This window comes from Acinetobacter pollinis (assembly GCF_015627175.1).
GTDB lineage: Bacteria > Pseudomonadota > Gammaproteobacteria > Pseudomonadales > Moraxellaceae > Acinetobacter > Acinetobacter pollinis.
Map to the genome: position 1 here is coordinate 36,292 of NZ_VTDQ01000016.1, position 16,574 is coordinate 52,865.

The window sequence follows — 16,574 nt, forward strand, 5'->3', positions numbered from 1 at the left end:
TTCTAGTTTATAAGTTCTGATATGTAAAAATTCATGATATTGATCCGATGTTGAAACTTTATCGTTACATCGGATTTTACTTTAGCTTGGTGCTACAGTAATTCTTTGATTAAACTTAAAATATATTCTAGGTGATGAGTGTCTGATACATCGAGTTGATAATCTCCTACACCCCAATGTCCAATATTGGAGACATCACGAAATAAATATTTTGTATCATCTAACGTAGTTATTTTTGCATTTAACGTAATTCGAATAAGTTTTTGATATATCTCTATATATACAATATTCTTTTTTTGCTTTTTGAAGGCAATATAGAGTTTTTTAGGATTAATTTCAAAGTTAGAAGATAAATTTAATATCGCATTACGAAATGCTTCATATAGTTCTTTAATTTCCTCAGATTTATTATTGAGATGATATTCTTCATCGTAGTTCTGAATTTGTTTAGATATATTCTCAATATTGTGAGATTCAGCTTTTTGTACTTGCTTTATTGAAGGTGCAGATTTAGATTTCTGTAATGGATGAATTGAAATAATACCTTTTTGATATCTTTTAATCTCCCAGAGTTCTATGCCTAAATCTTTAAAGTTAGTGGATTGTTTTTGAAAGTCTGTAAAACTTGGAGATACGAAAAGAATTCTACTTTGCGACCAGTCGATGTCTGTTCTTTTGAGGGTGTGATGCTGGCTCTCATTATACTCTATAATAAAGTCCGCTTTATACTCTAGCATTAAATTAAGATAGGACACACCTTGATCGACCACGCTATAGTTGCGATCGCGTTTATATTCAATAATTACAAATGCGTTACTTTCAGTATCAAAAGCTAATGTATCTATACGATAATTTTTTATAGTGAATTCAGATTTAATCATTTTTAAGTCTGTAAATTTTTCTAAATTTTTTTCAAATAAACTTTGTATTTCCTTTTCTAATTTAAAAGGATCTTCATCTAATTCAAGTAATAAATCATTCTGTGATTGATAGATTTGCATGAGTAATCCTTAGCCTATAGAAGTATTAGCTTTATGTGATTCTTATCTTATTGAAGTCACAGTTTAGTATATTTAAAGTGCTTTATGGAAAATATCTTTATATTTCAAGATGATATTAGTTTTTTACGATTGCTGGCATAATATTATTAATGAAACTATCTATTTAATTTATTTTTTGTCTAATAGAGAAATAAAAGAGGCATTATTTTCCATATTAGGAAAATGCCTCTTCGCTTTTATGATTAGTGATTATCCATTGGAATATTAATTTTTACTACTTTCCAGCTGAGTCCATCTCGCTCTAAAACGATACTTATAGTTTCTGGTTTTCCTTGAGCTTTAATATTGACTTCGAATTGATTGAAGGACAAATAACGTGTTGAATAGGTTTCTACCGAATTTGCTGTATTAGAAGTAGATGTATGAGATGGAGTATTAAATCCAGTGTTCGGCTTTTTTCCTTGCATCATTAAAGTTATGCCTTCTGGTGTGATGGCAAGATCTACGATTTTTTCAACCATTGACATTGCAAACATACTACTAAGTTGCTCCATCCCATCTGTACGGTTTGAAGTACTCATTTTTTTCATAATATATGCATTCACTTGATCTTTTAAATTTTGACGTACGCTTGGAAAATTAATATAGGTTGATACCTTATTGCTGTCGTTTGCTTCTACCGCATTTTTCATATTATGAAGCGTAATATACGGCGATGCATAAAAATATACTGCAATAAGTAAAATAACGGCGAGAACTTTTTTATTCATGAAAAACTTTCCAAGTGTCGTAATTAACATAAAGCCGAATGAGTCAGATTCAACTTATGGTGATTGCTTTTAAAATATGATTATACACTTTATTATAGTTGAAATTAATTTAAGATAATGAATTATAAGATTTTTAATTCTAATTTAGGCATCATTCGTTATAAAATAAGAGAAAAGTGCATATAAGGAAATCATTTTTTACACTACATATGTGTCATAAATAAGCTGTCTTAAATCTTTTTTTTTCATATAGATAGGTTTAAAAGTTAATTTACATGATTTCAAAAATTAATAACATAAATAAACAATATCTTAAAAATGTATGACCAATGGAAAACACGTTTAGAGTTAAGTTACTCACATTATTGGTAGCTAGTAGTCTTTACCAAGTTACGCATGCAGAAAATAATACAGATGCATCTTCTGAGAATAAAGTTCAATCATTAAATAAAATTATTGTTACGGGTACGAGAAAAGTAAATCGATCTGCGACTCAGTCAGCACAACCTATTGATGTGATTACAGCAGATGATTTGCAGCAACGCACAGGTACAAGTGAATTAGGTACCGCACTTGCTAAAATAATTCCTTCAATTAACTTCCCAAGACCTTCGGTGGCTGATGGTGCTGAATTTGTACGTCCTGCACAATTGAAAGGTTTGTCACCTGATCAGGTATTGGTTTTAGTAAATGGTAAACGCCGTCATACCAGTGCATTTATTAATATGGGCGGTGCTATTGGTCGTGGTTCATCACCATCCGATTTAAATGCCATTCCTATGTCGGCAGTAGCGCGAATTGAAGTTTTAAAAGATGGCGCATCTGCACGCTATGGTTCTGATGCAATTGCAGGTGTAATCAACATTATCTTAAAAACAGATACCAAGCACGGTGAAGCTGGAGTACGTTACGGGCAGTATTCAGAAGGTGATGGTGCGCAAAAACAAAGTTTTGTTTCGGGTGGCGTGAATTTAAATGACCATGGCTTTGTAACCGTTGCAGGTGAATTGGAAAATGATGACTATACCAATCGTGCAGGGTTAGATAAACGCGATGTTAAATCTACGACTTACGGACAGCGAACCTTTCGTTATGGTGACCCTAAGCAGGATACTGTAAAACTTGCGATTAATAGTGAATACGATATTTCAGATGCTGCAACTTTATATGGTTTTGGTACATATAGTCGTAAAGATGGTGAGTCCACTGCATTTTATCGTTTAAGTAATGGCACCAATAATGTCAGTAAAATTTATCCAAATGGTTATTTACCTTTAATTTTAGGCGTATCTGAAGATCTTGCAGCTGTCGCAGGAATTAAAGGCAATCTTGCAGATTGGCGTTATGATGCATCTATTAATTTTGGCCGTAATAAATATACGGTAGATACAGATACCATTAATGTAAGTGCCTATAAAGATTTTGGTTACATACCAACACGCTTTTATAATGGTACGCTTATTAATGATCAGACTGCGCTAAATTTTGATTTATCTAGAGACTTTAATATAGACTTCTTAGATGGTCCATTAACATTTTCGACTGGATTACAGTATTTAAATCAGAACTATCAAATTAAAGCAGGTGAACCACTTTCTTATTATAAAACAGGTTCTTCAGGTTTAGCAGGTTTTAGAGATGCAGATGCAGGGCAATGGTCTCGAGATAGTTACGCTGCTTATGCAGATTTAGAAGCGAATATTACGGAAAAACTGTCAGGTTCTGCAGCATACCGCTATGAATATTATAATGACTTTGGCAGTACAAATAATGGTTCTTTGTCTTTAAGATATGCGCAAAGTCCCGCAGTTGCTTTTAGAGGAAGTGTTTCTACAGGCTTCCGTGTACCAAGTTTAGCCCAAACTCATTACGCACAAACCTCATCTCAGTTAATTAATGAAAGTGTCGTAGAAGCTGGAACATTCCCTACAGATTCTAAAGTTGCACGCCTTTTGGGTGCTGAAGATTTAAAACCAGAAACATCGCGTGACTATAGTCTTGGTATAGTCTTAACACCGACAGATAATTTTTATTTAACATTAGACGCTTATCTAATTGATATTAAAAATCGTATTAGTCTTTCATCGAATTTAGATGCGAGTAGTAGTACGGTACGTTCATATTTAGCACAAAACGGCATTACGGATATTAATTTTAGTACTGTGAGATTCTTTAATAACGCCGCAGATACACGTACTAAAGGGATAGATCTTGTTGCAAACTATGCTTGGAACGATTTACCTTACGGTCATTTAAATACATCTGTGGCGTATAATTACAATGAAAACAAGGTTACTAAGGTCAGAGCAAATCCAGCTATATTAAATGCGCTTAATGTTAACCTGAACAGAATTGATCGCCGTGAACAGTATGGTATTTTAGCTGCAAGTACGCCAAAACATAAATTAACGATTACGAACGACTATACAATTGGCAATTGGGGAATTAATGCCAATGTAACGCGTTATGGTAGTTTTAAGACGTATAGCAATAGCGGGCCTGCATTTGACCAAAAGTATAGTGCGAAATGGTTGCTAGATTTAGCGCTGTCTTATAAATATGACAACTGGAAGTTTGAGCTAGGTGGTGACAATATTACCAATGTATATCCAGACAAAGATGTGACGACTGCAGGTTCTACAGGGGGTAGTATTCAATATAGCTTATTCTCTCCATTTGGTGCCAATGGCGCGTTTTATTACACTCGTATTACATATCATTGGTAACTATAAGAAAGATGTTTGATGCAATATATACCTATTGCATCAAATACAATAAGGATAATGCTGTGCGACTTAAAACAAAGCTTTTGGCTTGTGCATCTATGGCTATATGCATAAGTATGTTAATAGGATGTGAGCAGTCGACCTCAAGTTCTATTTCAGAAGCAACCATAAAAACCATGCCTATTCATATGCGTGAGTTACTTGCAAGAAATACCATCCCTATTCATACCTTACCCAATAAAGATGCGATTCAAGCGATTCCAAGTCATCACCCTTTTGTCAATGATGGCTTTTTTACAGTTGCTATTATCTCTGGCAATTCACCTCCCATTACTACGCTTGCATTAGATAATAAAACACCAATTGGTATAGAGGTTGATGTCGCACGTCTAATTGCAGACAGTTTGGGTTTGAAACTCAAGCTGATTCCAACCTCTTGGGAGGATTGGCCACTTGGCATTGATTCGGGTAAATATGATGCTGCACTCATTAATATTTCTGTGAGTAAAGCACGTAAGGCACGATTTGATTTTGTGACATATCGAAAAGATAGTCTAGGGCTTTTTGTGTCTGTAGACAGCCCTATTCAAAAAATTGAAACAGCTAAGGACGTTGCAGGGCAAAGAGTTATTGTTGGTGCTGGAACGAACCAAGAAAAAATATTATTAAGTTGGATGGATGAAAATAAAAAAGCAGGATTAGCTGAAACAGTGCCTGTTTATTTTGAAGATAAAGCCATGGCAATTTTAGCATTAGAAGCAGGTAGAGCAGATGTTTACTTTGTACCAAATCCTTCTGGAACATGGCGAATGGAAAATGGTGCAAAAATAAAGCGTGTGGGATATTTGAATGGCGGATGGCCTAAAACAGCAGATATTGCGGTGACATTAAAGAAAAATTCAGGGCTCTCTGAGGCAATACAAAAGGCCATTAATGGCGATATCCAAAATGGAAAAATGCATGAAGTTCTCAGTCGTTGGGGATTGGGTGACGAAGCATTACAACATTCTGAAATTAATCCACAAGGATTTGGTGAGTAGAGTATTTACATGGCTAAAGCGTTTTCATCTTATAAAATAATAAAAGCAAAATATCCGTTACGTTATGTAGGTAGTGCGATTTCTATTCTTTTTATTTTAATTATTTTGGAGTCGGTATTTTTTAATGACAAATGGGAATGGTCAGTTTTTCGATTATGGTTCTTCGATCCAGCCGTCATAAATGGTTTATATCTGACATTAAAACTTACGTTTTCCGCAATGTTTTTAAGCTTCTTTTTAGGTGGTATTTTGGCCATGATGCGATTGTCTACATCTTGGTTAGTCAGAGGGGTGGCATGGTCTTATATTTGGTTATTTCGCTCGGTTCCATTATTGGTAGTACTTATTATTTTATATAATTTTTCATATCTTTATGAACGTATAGCCATAGCGATTCCGTTTACCGAAGTGGTTTTTGCCAGTTATAAAACTGTGAATGCTTTAGATCAGTTTACAACAGCACTGATTGGTTTAGCGATTGTGCAAAGTGCTTATACTGCCGAAATTATACGAGGTGGTATTTTATCGGTAGATAAAGGGCAGTCCGAGGCAGCGGCAGCTTTGGGACTTTCTTGGTGGCATAAAACATATCGTATTATTTTTCCGCAAGCGATTCGCGGCATTTTACCTGCATTGGTAAATGAATGTATTAGTTTGTCTAAGGGGACAGCAATTGTTTATGTTTTAGCCATGCCAGAATTATTTTATACAGTTCAAATGGTATATAACCGCAATCAACAAATTATTCCTTTACTTATGGTTGCAGCAGTGTGGTATACCATTATTACCAGTGTTTTTTCTGTCGTACAATATTTTATAGAATCGAAGTTATCACGTAATCAGCGTAAAGAAAAAAAATCACTAAAATCGATGTTGGGGTGGGGTAAAGCATCATGAGTCGCCATCAAAAATTAGGTCATATTTCTATTCAAGATGTTTCAAAAAAATATGGTTCAGATTATGCACTAAAAGAAGTGAGCCTTGAAATTCCAGCAGGTTCAGTGACTGTAATTTTAGGCCCTTCAGGTTCTGGAAAAACCACGCTTTTAAGAACATTAAATCATTTAGAACGGCCAGATAAGGGGTTGATCAAAATTGATGATGCATTTATTGGATATAGACTTAAAAATAATGCATTGTATGAGCTAAAAGACAAAGACGTATTATTACAACGTATTCATGTAGGGTATGTTTTTCAGAACTTTAATCTTTTTCCACATTTGACAGTATTGCAAAATATTATAGAAGCACCACTTGCTCATAAGAAAATGTCCAAATCTGAAGCTATACAAAAAGCCAAAGTGCTCTTAGAAAGTGTAGGCTTATTAGAAAAAATTGATGCTTGGCCTCAGCAACTTTCGGGTGGTCAGCAACAACGCGTTGCTATTGCACGTGCACTTGCCTTAGACCCCAAAGTTATTTTATTCGATGAACCTACGTCGGCACTCGATCCTGAACTTGTAGGTGAGGTACTCAGTGTTATTCAAAAATTGGCTCAACTTGGTAAGACTATGGTTGTGGTCACTCATGAAATTGGCTTTGCAAAAGAAGTGGCCGATCATGTAGTTTTTATGGATAAAGGTGAAATTATCGAATCAGGCACAGCAGAACAAGTATTAAATCATCCAACACATGTGAGAACTCAAAGCTTTCTATCTAAAGTCATCTAAATCAGTTCTAGCGTTGATCATCCCTTATTTTGTTCTATTATTTTTAGTATGATTTATTTCTATTAGAATAAATCTAGGAAAAATAATGGGTGATCATACCAAACCATATTCGATGTTTCTTGTATTGTTGGCATTAGCATTAGGCGGTTTTTGTATAGGAACAACCGAATTTCTTGCGATGGGGCTTATTCAAGAAATTGCAAATAGCCTAAGTATTTCAGTGCCTGTTGCAGGACATTTTATCAGTGCTTACGCACTTGGTGTTTTATTCGGTGCCCCAGTATTTGCGATACTCGGTGCTAGAGTACCACGCAAAGCCTTTTTATTAGGACTCATTTTATTTTATGGGGTTGCCAACTCTATAACAGCATTTGCACAAAGTTATGAAGCAATTTTGTTTTCCAGATTTGTTGCTGGTTTACCCCATGGTGCATATTTTGGTATTGCCTCTTTGGTTGCAGCAGAATTAGCAGGTCCTAAAAGAAGGGCAACTGCAGTTGCTCGTATGATGTTAGGTTTAACTGTTGCAAATGTCTTAGGTGTACCACTTGCCACGTGGATTGGCCAAAATTTTGGATGGCATGCAGGATTTGGCTTTTCTGCAACAATTGCTTTATTAACTGTAATCGCTATTATTTTATGTGTTCCACATGTTCCAACTCATAATGAAGCCAGTATCCGACAAGAATTAAAAGGTTTTAAAAATGTAGATATGTGGCTCACACTTGCAGTTGCAGCTATCGGTTTTGGTGGAATATTTGCAGTCTATAGTTATGTATCTCCAATACTTACACATTATACTCATTTAAAAACGGAAATGATTCCAATTGTATTGGCGATCTGGGGCGTTGGAATGGTATGTAGTAATTTTATCGCAGGTTATTTTGCCGATAAAAACAATACCAAAGCAATTACTGGTATTTTGGTTTGTTCGACTCTCGCTTTTGTACTGGCTTTCTTTATGATGAGTAATGTGTATACCGCCGTCATTGCTCTATTTTTTATTGGTATTACAGTTATGGGTTTAGCTGCGCCGTTGCAGACCAGATTAATGGATGTTGCAGGGAATGCACAATCTTTGGCAGCTTCTTTAAATCATTCTGCCTTTAATTTTGCCAATGCATCAGGTGCTTTTTTAGGTGGTTTGGTTCTAGAACATAACCTAGGCTGGCTCTCACCATTTGGTGTGGGAATTTGTCTAAGTTTAGGTGGTTTACTCATGTTTTTTATTGCTTTAAAGGTTCAAAAGAGAAAAAATGAGCAGCTTACTTAATTTCTGCTAATATAAGTGAATAACTTTTTCAAAGTGGGGAATATGATATGGCTGGATATTGGATCGCACACGTTAATGTAAAAGATGCAGAAAAGTTTACACGTTATATGGAAATTGCACCTAAAGTTATTCAGCAGTATGGTGGCAAGTTACTTGTGTGTGGTGGTGCTTCAGAGAGCTTAGAAGGGCAAGCATTTCAACAACACGTTGTGATTGAATTTGAAAGTTTAGATGCAGCAAAAGCATGCTACTTGTCTGAAGAATACCAAAAAGCAAAAGCCGTAAGAGAGGGTGCAGGTGAGGTAATGGTTACCTTACTTGAGTCACTTTAAATATTCAGTTTAATTCGCTATATACGTTTTAATCGATGTATATAGCGATCCTATCTATAAGTATCAGCTGTTGAAAGCGTAGCACGTATGTCATATGAGCTAAAATATGGTGCCTCATTTCTTTTATCCTTCTATTGCCCTTAAACAATATATTAGTAAATATTGGTACTGGATTAATATCGATGCTATGCCAGTATTGCCTCCTGGATCAGGTTCTGAAATTTTTATATTTAACAAGAAAATAGCCGTTTATGATGCGTCCAGACCAAATAATGTTCATTATGTAGATAGTGTGTTAATTAGACCAAGATATGCACCTATACATTTTTGTTTAGATGAACCTGTCAGTTTTATATCTATACGTTTTCGGCTTGGAAGTATTAATACATTTATAAAAGATTTTGAAGCAGATTATGAAACGATTGTAAACCCTTATGATTTATGGGGGGATGCCATAACGCAACTAAGAGAAAATATTATTCAAACACAGCATCTTTATAATAAAGTAATGTATATAGAGGACTTCTTATTAAATCGTTTACGGTATCAGTATCGACCAGTAACTAATAAATTGAGCTTGACCAATGAGTTCTTAAATAGAGTTTACTATGGCATGGAAAGTGTTTCACTAAAGGAAATAGCTCAAGATATTGGATACAGTCAAAGACACTTGCAGAAAACAGTAAAATTAGTAACAGGACTGAGCCTTGTTGAAGTAAAACGTCTTATTCGATTTGAGCATGCGATGAAGCAAGTATTAACGCACAATACAATCTCATTTTCTAATCAAGATCATTTAAACCATTATTATGATCAAGCCCATTTTATTAAAGAGTTTTCTTATTTTACAGAAATGTCACCGAAAAAATTCTTATTAAAAAATAAAACAAGCTCTCATTTTTATAATCGTATTGCTTCAACTTTAGATGATAAAAATTAAGTTAAACTACCTATACCATACCTATAAAGGTGATGGATATAGGCAGAATTTTTTATTGTTCAACTTTACGAATAACTTCATCCAAGCCTTCAATATCTATATTAAGGTTCTTAAATGCTGATGTTTTTGGATGGGTAATTTCTATTACATTTTTTTCTTCGCATTGTAAAAGAGCAGAGGAAAAATAGTAGTCTAGAACATGCCCACTCACAGATTTGTCTTCACTTAAAAAATGTAAGTGAAAACCTGGTACAGAAATTCTTCCAAACATTTCAGGTGTCCAAAATCCAACAAGATGACCTTGAATTTCTTTGTAAGTTGAAACTTCCTGATGATCTGAAACCTCTTGAACACTTCTTGTTTCAGAGGATGCGTAAGGTCGTCTGAGTGTAAGCTCATGAAATGTCGCTTTAATACGTAGTGCAATAAAATTATTATTTAATGGTATTACTGCTTGAACAAATTGTTCGAGATTTTTTGTTGATGCCTCGCCAATATGATATTCCTGAAAATGATCAAAGCTTGTAACCTGATAAAAGGGTACTTCTAGAGGGGCTTCAGGTGTTTTAAGTGCCTCTTCTGCTGTTGCTGTATAGGGTGTACCGTTCAGGATTGTCATTTCTGCATTTAAATTTTCAGAGCAACCTAAGCCAATACTTGAACATGAGCATACTTTATATATATCTTGATCTGGTGAAAAATACCCAGACATAAGTGCACCGATGGTTGAAAACTGATAGATTTTAGACATTTTTATTTCCTATAGTTCAAATAATGAAAGGTTTTTTATAGTGACATCTGTTGCATGTTTATTAACAAAAGCGAAAAAATCTTGAAAGTGCTGAGATGTTTTATGTGTATTCAATGTTGTTTCATCTTCCCATATTTCATAAAAGACGAAACTATTTTTATTTAATTGGTCTTGGTGTAGATCGTATCGGATATTTCCTGATTCTGCACGTGACAACTCAACAATAGATGAAAGCTCGCGATGTAATTCATCTTTATTTATATCCAAAAAATGCATTGTCGCAATAATATAAATGTTACTCATATAAATATACCTTTAAAAATATGGTTTTTTACCAAGTTCAGAGATGGATATTGGGAGAGAATGAATATCAAACTAAATAAGAATCAGAGTTACCTATCGCTCCTGTAATACCTCTATGTATATGATGGACTGACTCAACAAAAGCCTCTCCTTTTTTATGTCCATCTTTATCTTGAATAGTTAGAGTTCCATGTTATATCCTGCATTTGGATATGGATCATGATGTAAAGGCAGTATTGAGTTCGGTTTTAACTTAAAATGAAGAACGGATAATTCTGGAAATCCATTTGGATATTTGATATATGGTTTACGATCCCAAGAGTGCTGAGTTTTTAAAGGAACATCTACTTTAGCTGGTTGTGTTTGCTCAAAATGAGCATATAAAGGCACGCTGAATAGTACAGTATATGTACCTAGAGCAAGCATAATTTTTTTCATTTGGTATAAACTCAAAAGAGAACATGCTTAGACTATAATGGGTAATTATTTTTATTTATTGTAAAAATACGAACTCGTATAATTAAAAAATACAGCTGGTTTTTTAAATTATACTCACTTAAATATTATATTTAAGTGAGTAGTTGAGTGTATAAATAACTTATAAAATTTCTAAATGAATTGCTGTCATTGCGTCTTTTGTATAAATATTTGTTTTGCCACTTTCATCAGAAATGCCTTCATGAACCTGACCATCTGCACTAGTCATTCTATATTTAATATTCTTTGCAGGTGTACCATCTGGATAATGCAATATAAAATGCTCGTCATAGCTAGCTTTATGTTCAGGCATTTTAGGTAGTTGACTCGATAGTGTACTTCCATGAGTAACTTTAACTTGTCCTCCTTTAAGCTCGAGTGTACCTGGACAACCTATTTCAATATTTCCACCTTCTATTTTGATGTAAGCATCTTGAGCATTAATAAGAATCCCTTTCCCACTTTCGATACGTAGTAGATCTTCTAATGCATAAATATGCATTTTTCTTTTGGAGGATAGGTTCATGTTCGATTTTTGTGAGCTTATATCAATATCACCCTCACCAGATTTGATTTTTATACCCGCATGTTTTGCAAAAATACTAATTTTATTTAGTGCTTTTGCAACCCAATTTTTACCAGTAAAAAACTGTAAATTTTCAGGTGTACTCATATCAATATTTTTCTTAGAAGATACAAATGTACCTTGTTGACTATCAATAAGAATACCTGACTCACTATGCAGTGCCATTAACCCTTCAGTATTTTTGTCATATTGATTTAATTTTTCATTTAATTGTGTTTGTGTTTCTAAATCTGGTTCATCAATATCGTGAGCTTTTGCTAACTCTTTAAAATGTTCATCAAATTTTGTATGGAACTCAATATTTTTTTTGATTTTATCTCTAGATAGTTGTGCACCTAAGGCTTGCCCATCTCCTTCAGTGGTAAATAGCATTCCTTTAGATGCACGAATCGCCCCCCAAGCATCTGTACGAAGTTCAAAACCATCACCACGACTTTCACTTTCCGAATTTTCTTTAGGATGACTTAAATGGCCTAAGTTTAATTGAGAAGTATTATGGCTACTTTGAATTTGTGCACTAATTTGCCCAGTCGTGTCGTCAAATCTAAGTTGGTTAAATCCTTGACCTAAAACCTCTTTTGAACGTATACCGCTAAGTTTTTTCGTATCGGGAAGTTTTCCTATAGTGTCAAACTGGGTAGGGGAGCGATGTGCCTCATGTAAACGTCCAATAACAAATGGACGATCAATGTTTCCTTCAAAAAAATCTATAGCTACGATTTCTCCTTTACGAGGAAGGAAACGCACACCATGACCTTCACCTGCCCAAGGTGTGAGTACATCGACCCACGCAGAGTCAGTATCGGTATTATTGGAACCTGCACCTCCATCATGTGCATGATCTTCAGGACGTGTAAATAAGAAACGTACTTTAATACGACCCCATTCATCTACATAAATTTCTTCATTGTCAGTTCCAACCACAATTGCACGCTGTATATGAGCAGTAGGGCGATGAACCAGAGGATTATATTCAGGAACTACAGGAATGTGGCGTCGAATGACTGTTAATTCGCTAAACTGGCGCTCTTCTTGGCGGTCTTTCGTGATATGCCAATGACTAAGTTTTAATAAGTGATCTAATTGATCTTGAATATCGGTAGGTAAATTATTTTGGTTATAGAATTTTTTATTTAAAATTAGAAACTCTTTATCGTGTTCGCCATGTTGCCAATTTAATTCAGGATGATTTTCCAACTTAAACCAATAGCCCACTTGTGCATCTCGTACACTGCTATGAGCAGTAAAATACTTAGATTGCAACTCATGTAGCTGAGAAAAATGCTGATTGGTTTTCTCAATTTGTTTATGTGTTGAAGACGTTGCCTGATCTTCTCCTTTTAAATCCGACACCCAAGCTGGAGATATAGACCAAGCTTGTTCTAAGCTGAGTGATACATTATCGAGTTGTTGGCTATGTACATGCGCACTTAAAACACTACCGCTACCATCTTCTTGTAATAACTCATCTGCCTGCCAACGTTGTATATAAGTTGAGGTAGGCTGTAATTCTCGTTGTGAGGTAAAGCTAGTAATGCAATCAAATTTTTCAGTAGCTTGGCTTCTGTTATGGTAGCGAATATTTCTTCTTTTTAATGATTGAAATTGATTATTTTCATCAATTAATTTGAGTTGTTGTGCTTCAATTTGTCGGGAAGCTATACCGAAAGGGTTACTTTCGTCGACCAACCAACAAATTGCTTCTTCTCGCAGAATACGGGTAATAAAGTCATAGTCTGTTTCATTGTACTGCATGACAAATGGTCTGATATCATATGTTTTGGTTAGTCCGCTTAGATCTAGTAATAAGCTAGAAGCAAACAAAGTACTTTTTGACTGCCATTCTTTAAATAAAATTTGAATAATTTCAGGCACACTTTTACTTACAAAAACACGGCTATTTCTTCTTTTATGCCATAAGCTTGTCGCATCTTGTAAGGTCAGACGATAAACTGCCATTCCACCATCGCTTTTGCCCTGACTTGCACCTGTAATAATGCCAGTAGTTCTTATAAGCTCATTTTGATCTGTAACTTGATCGACAGCAACCCTACAACCAATAAATTGTTTTAAAGATAGAAATGGATTTTTAGATAAACAAATTAATTCGGCAGACAAACCACTGTTAATACGATGCTGACCATGAATACGTTGCAACATGACTTGAGCATTGAGTTCAATATCTGAAAATTGAATTCGGATCGCATGATTTTGAATACCAAACCCAAGTTTGTCTAAGGTATTGAAAATAGTATCTGGATCTAACATGACTGTGACCTATATTTACATAAAATAAGATATGGCATATACATAACTAACTAAAAGCAGTAAGGAATTATCGATGCTTCGGCTGAATATTGTTTGTATGAATAATTTTAACAATAGAGTAGAGAACCGAGCGTCGAACGTGTGTGTTGTTATAAGAATGTTGATGGTCGAAACCTTCTATACGAAATACCTGTTGTACGCCTTTTTTACCTTGTGGTGCATTGGCAGATACGTGCGGTACGGTGCCGTCGCCAAAAGAGTCGGAAGAGGAAATAGAAAAGTGAGCCAGCTCGCCATTACTCAGCGCAATGTAACGTGTACCATCGTTCTCTTTACCAACATCAATATCAGTTAGACTTGGAAGTTTTTTGTGTTGCTCAAAGCTATCTAAAATTGCTTCGGATTTTTTATTAAGATTTGTTGCATGCTGTTGTGCGTTAGCAGGGGGTAAATATTGCAACTGCATTTCATTTAAGCCTTTTACGGGTTGGCTCAGTGTCCAAGTTAAGCATTCAAAACTTTTGTTTTTTTTGTCGTGGCCATAGTGAACATAACTACATGGATGGTAGTGGTCTGCGATTTTTGTATGAAATCCCTTAACCAAGTCAATTTTTCTAAAATAAATATCTTTTAACTGTTGCCCTACTTCAAGCTTTACAATCTTTGCAGGGTCAATGAAGTCTTCTTTAACCATTTCCCACCATACCCGATCTGACTTATAAATTTCGCTATATGGGTCTTGTTTAGGTAGGGTAACCGTATAATTGTTTTGGTTGCTGTCTTTACCTTTTAAAAATAGCCAAGGCTTACCTTGGTTGTAGCGTGGGGTAGGTAGTAGCTCTAAGCTACCTGGCGAGTTAGCAATCACTGCTGTGGTGTGTTCGGTATGGGGACCCATGACAATAGAGGGGATCAATCCAGCATCACCACACCCCGAAACTATACGTCTATATGCTAAAGAAGCTCCTTCTGCAGGCATAACGCCATGTACTACACCTGCAATATCTGCCTCTCTGAGTTGTACCAAGCGACGGGTAAGTAGGCCACCCATAGAGTGCGTGACAATAATAAATTTATGAAATTTATCTCCCCATTCTTTTTTAATTTTATCGAGTTCTTTTGCAATGTTTTGTGCGCCATCTTCATTCGATTGTAGCCAGTTATAGCCTTTGGCATATACGGGGAAATGAAATTTTTTTAAATGTTCAATTTCTGAAGCAGTTATAGGTTGCAAAGAAGAAGCTGCTCCCCAATTTTTCACCTCGTCAGTGTTTAATAAATGACTCCATTCTGAAACTTCAGTAAATGAGTTAAGTCTCCCGTATTTTGCAGAAACAGAGTCTCTTTCTTCCAAGTATATATCATTTAATTTATCTTGTAAGTAGGTTAAAATATCTCCGTAACTCCCTGAATCTACGGTTCCCCAACCACGTTTTCTTAACGCTTTTTCAGTTAGTTTGAGTTTAGATGTAACTTTAATACTTTGAGAGGGGTCTACTTCAGTCGTGAGTGGATTAAGCTCGGTTTCTAGCTGAGCAGGTGTTTTTAGACACTGATCAGCCAGTTTAGAAAACTGTCCTAGAAGATTTCCAAGTTTCCATACAGAATTTTTTGTCTTTTTTGTTCGGACATTAGAACCCATAATGCCAGGTATAAAAATAATAGGTATGGTGTCTGGGTTTTGTATTTCTACAGGTGTACCAAGCTTATTACAACTTGGACTGGTTACCGAAGATGCACGAATTGTACTCTCACTCATGAGTAGGCTCCTGTAGACGTTTTTGGTTAGGTTCAGAGAGTCGAATACTATCGCGAATAAAATCGTACAAGCGTAGTACCGATTTTTGACTGACAGTCGAGTTTAAATGTTCATCGGATGGTGCACCTTCACGGTCTAAGGCACTCTTAAGTTCTAATTTAATGAATGGGTCATTATTATTCTGTAGGTCACCTAAATATTGCCAAGTACCGAGTTCGTAGCCACGTTCAAAGTATCCACGTGTAGAAAGATGTTGAATAAGCTCTTCACCCGCAAAGCCATGAATAGTTTTTTTCTCTTCTCTTAGGGGATTGACTTTTATTAATGCACTAAAAAGAAGAGGCATTTGGGCAGTACGTTTTTTAACAAGTTGAATGATGGGCTCATCTGATTCGAGTCGAACACGATGCTCTAATGTAATATCTACTCGTGGATAGCTTGGAAATCGTAAATAAAGATGGCTACCTCCCCAAACATGGTTTAAGGTCATATCATCGAAAATAAAGAAGTCTCCCCAACAGTATCCAGGTTGGTTGCGATTTTCGGCAGTACGTGGGTGAGTATTTCTGAGGTTATAGTCTAAGTGATCTAAGACACGACTTAGTAGGTTTGTACTTGCCCCACTTTTAAGAACCAGCATTGTTCCAGGTTTAATATACATATAGGCTTCAATATCAT

15 protein-coding genes are annotated in these 16,574 nt (G+C 35.3%); 7 read left to right on the forward strand and 8 right to left on the reverse strand.

The genetic code is table 11. The annotated features are described in order from the left end of the window. Nucleotides 1-92 precede the first annotated feature (92 nt). Together I2F23_RS07880 and I2F23_RS07885 are read right to left on the reverse strand one after the other, a co-directional pair. Nucleotides 93-1,001, reverse strand: coding sequence for a DUF5655 domain-containing protein (locus tag I2F23_RS07880; protein WP_195772047.1), 909 nt, complete (start codon nucleotides 999-1,001; stop codon nucleotides 93-95). A gap of 242 nt (nucleotides 1,002-1,243) precedes the next feature. Then, complete coding sequence (locus I2F23_RS07885; RefSeq protein WP_195772048.1) at nucleotides 1,244-1,771, reverse strand: DUF2939 domain-containing protein; 528 nt, start codon at nucleotides 1,769-1,771, stop codon at nucleotides 1,244-1,246. Nucleotides 1,772-2,100: 329 nt separating this feature from the next. Here I2F23_RS07885 and I2F23_RS07890 point away from each other — a divergent pair, with 329 nt between their 5' ends. The 7 genes from I2F23_RS07890 (at nucleotide 2,101) to I2F23_RS07920 (ending at nucleotide 9,752) form a co-directional block, all read left to right on the forward strand. Next, nucleotides 2,101-4,497, forward strand: coding sequence for a TonB-dependent receptor plug domain-containing protein (locus I2F23_RS07890; RefSeq protein WP_195772049.1), 2,397 nt, complete (start codon nucleotides 2,101-2,103; stop codon nucleotides 4,495-4,497). A gap of 62 nt (nucleotides 4,498-4,559) precedes the next feature. Further along, nucleotides 4,560-5,537: an ABC transporter substrate-binding protein gene (locus I2F23_RS07895; RefSeq protein WP_195772050.1), complete on the forward strand. Its 978-nt coding sequence runs from the start codon at nucleotides 4,560-4,562 to the stop codon at nucleotides 5,535-5,537. A 9-nt stretch (nucleotides 5,538-5,546) separates the two neighbouring features. Continuing rightward, the gene (locus I2F23_RS07900) at nucleotides 5,547-6,434 is read left to right on the forward strand and encodes an amino acid ABC transporter permease (protein WP_195772051.1); all 888 of its coding nucleotides are present in this window, start codon (nucleotides 5,547-5,549) and stop codon (nucleotides 6,432-6,434) included. Further along, the gene (locus I2F23_RS07905) at nucleotides 6,431-7,207 is read left to right on the forward strand and encodes an amino acid ABC transporter ATP-binding protein (RefSeq protein ID WP_195772052.1); all 777 of its coding nucleotides are present in this window, start codon (nucleotides 6,431-6,433) and stop codon (nucleotides 7,205-7,207) included. Before I2F23_RS07900 ends, I2F23_RS07905 begins: the two co-directional genes overlap by 4 nt. 85 nt (nucleotides 7,208-7,292) lie before the next feature. After that, nucleotides 7,293-8,480, forward strand: a complete 1,188-nt coding sequence (locus tag I2F23_RS07910) for an MFS transporter (RefSeq protein WP_195772053.1) — start codon at nucleotides 7,293-7,295, stop codon at nucleotides 8,478-8,480. Nucleotides 8,481-8,527: 47 nt separating this feature from the next. Continuing rightward, the gene (locus tag I2F23_RS07915; RefSeq protein ID WP_195772054.1) at nucleotides 8,528-8,812 is read left to right on the forward strand and encodes a DUF1330 domain-containing protein; all 285 of its coding nucleotides are present in this window, start codon (nucleotides 8,528-8,530) and stop codon (nucleotides 8,810-8,812) included. A gap of 106 nt (nucleotides 8,813-8,918) precedes the next feature. Then, nucleotides 8,919-9,752 (forward strand): helix-turn-helix domain-containing protein, encoded by an 834-nt coding sequence (locus tag I2F23_RS07920; RefSeq protein ID WP_195772055.1) that lies wholly within the window; start codon nucleotides 8,919-8,921, stop codon nucleotides 9,750-9,752. A gap of 52 nt (nucleotides 9,753-9,804) precedes the next feature. Here the strand turns inward: I2F23_RS07920 and I2F23_RS07925 are convergent, their stop codons facing one another. The 6 genes from I2F23_RS07925 to I2F23_RS07950 all read right to left on the reverse strand — a co-directional run. Beyond that, nucleotides 9,805-10,503 carry an acetolactate decarboxylase gene (locus I2F23_RS07925; RefSeq protein WP_195772056.1) on the reverse strand — a complete coding sequence of 233 codons (699 nt, stop codon included), beginning with the start codon at nucleotides 10,501-10,503 and terminating at the stop codon, nucleotides 9,805-9,807. 9 nt (nucleotides 10,504-10,512) lie between these two features. Continuing rightward, nucleotides 10,513-10,806, reverse strand: a complete 294-nt coding sequence (locus I2F23_RS07930) for a putative quinol monooxygenase (RefSeq protein WP_195772057.1) — start codon at nucleotides 10,804-10,806, stop codon at nucleotides 10,513-10,515. Nucleotides 10,807-10,986: 180 nt separating this feature from the next. Further along, the gene (locus I2F23_RS07935) at nucleotides 10,987-11,244 is read right to left on the reverse strand and encodes a cupin domain-containing protein (protein WP_195772058.1); all 258 of its coding nucleotides are present in this window, start codon (nucleotides 11,242-11,244) and stop codon (nucleotides 10,987-10,989) included. A gap of 160 nt (nucleotides 11,245-11,404) precedes the next feature. Then, nucleotides 11,405-14,137 carry a type VI secretion system Vgr family protein gene (locus I2F23_RS07940; protein WP_195772059.1) on the reverse strand — a complete coding sequence of 911 codons (2,733 nt, stop codon included), beginning with the start codon at nucleotides 14,135-14,137 and terminating at the stop codon, nucleotides 11,405-11,407. A gap of 67 nt (nucleotides 14,138-14,204) precedes the next feature. Further along, nucleotides 14,205-15,896, reverse strand: a complete 1,692-nt coding sequence (locus I2F23_RS07945; protein ID WP_195772060.1) for an esterase/lipase family protein — start codon at nucleotides 15,894-15,896, stop codon at nucleotides 14,205-14,207. Next, nucleotides 15,889-16,574 (reverse strand): T6SS immunity protein Tli4 family protein (locus tag I2F23_RS07950; protein WP_266096416.1); only part of this gene is annotated, 686 nt, incomplete at its 5' end. The genes I2F23_RS07950 and I2F23_RS07945, both read right to left, overlap by 8 nt.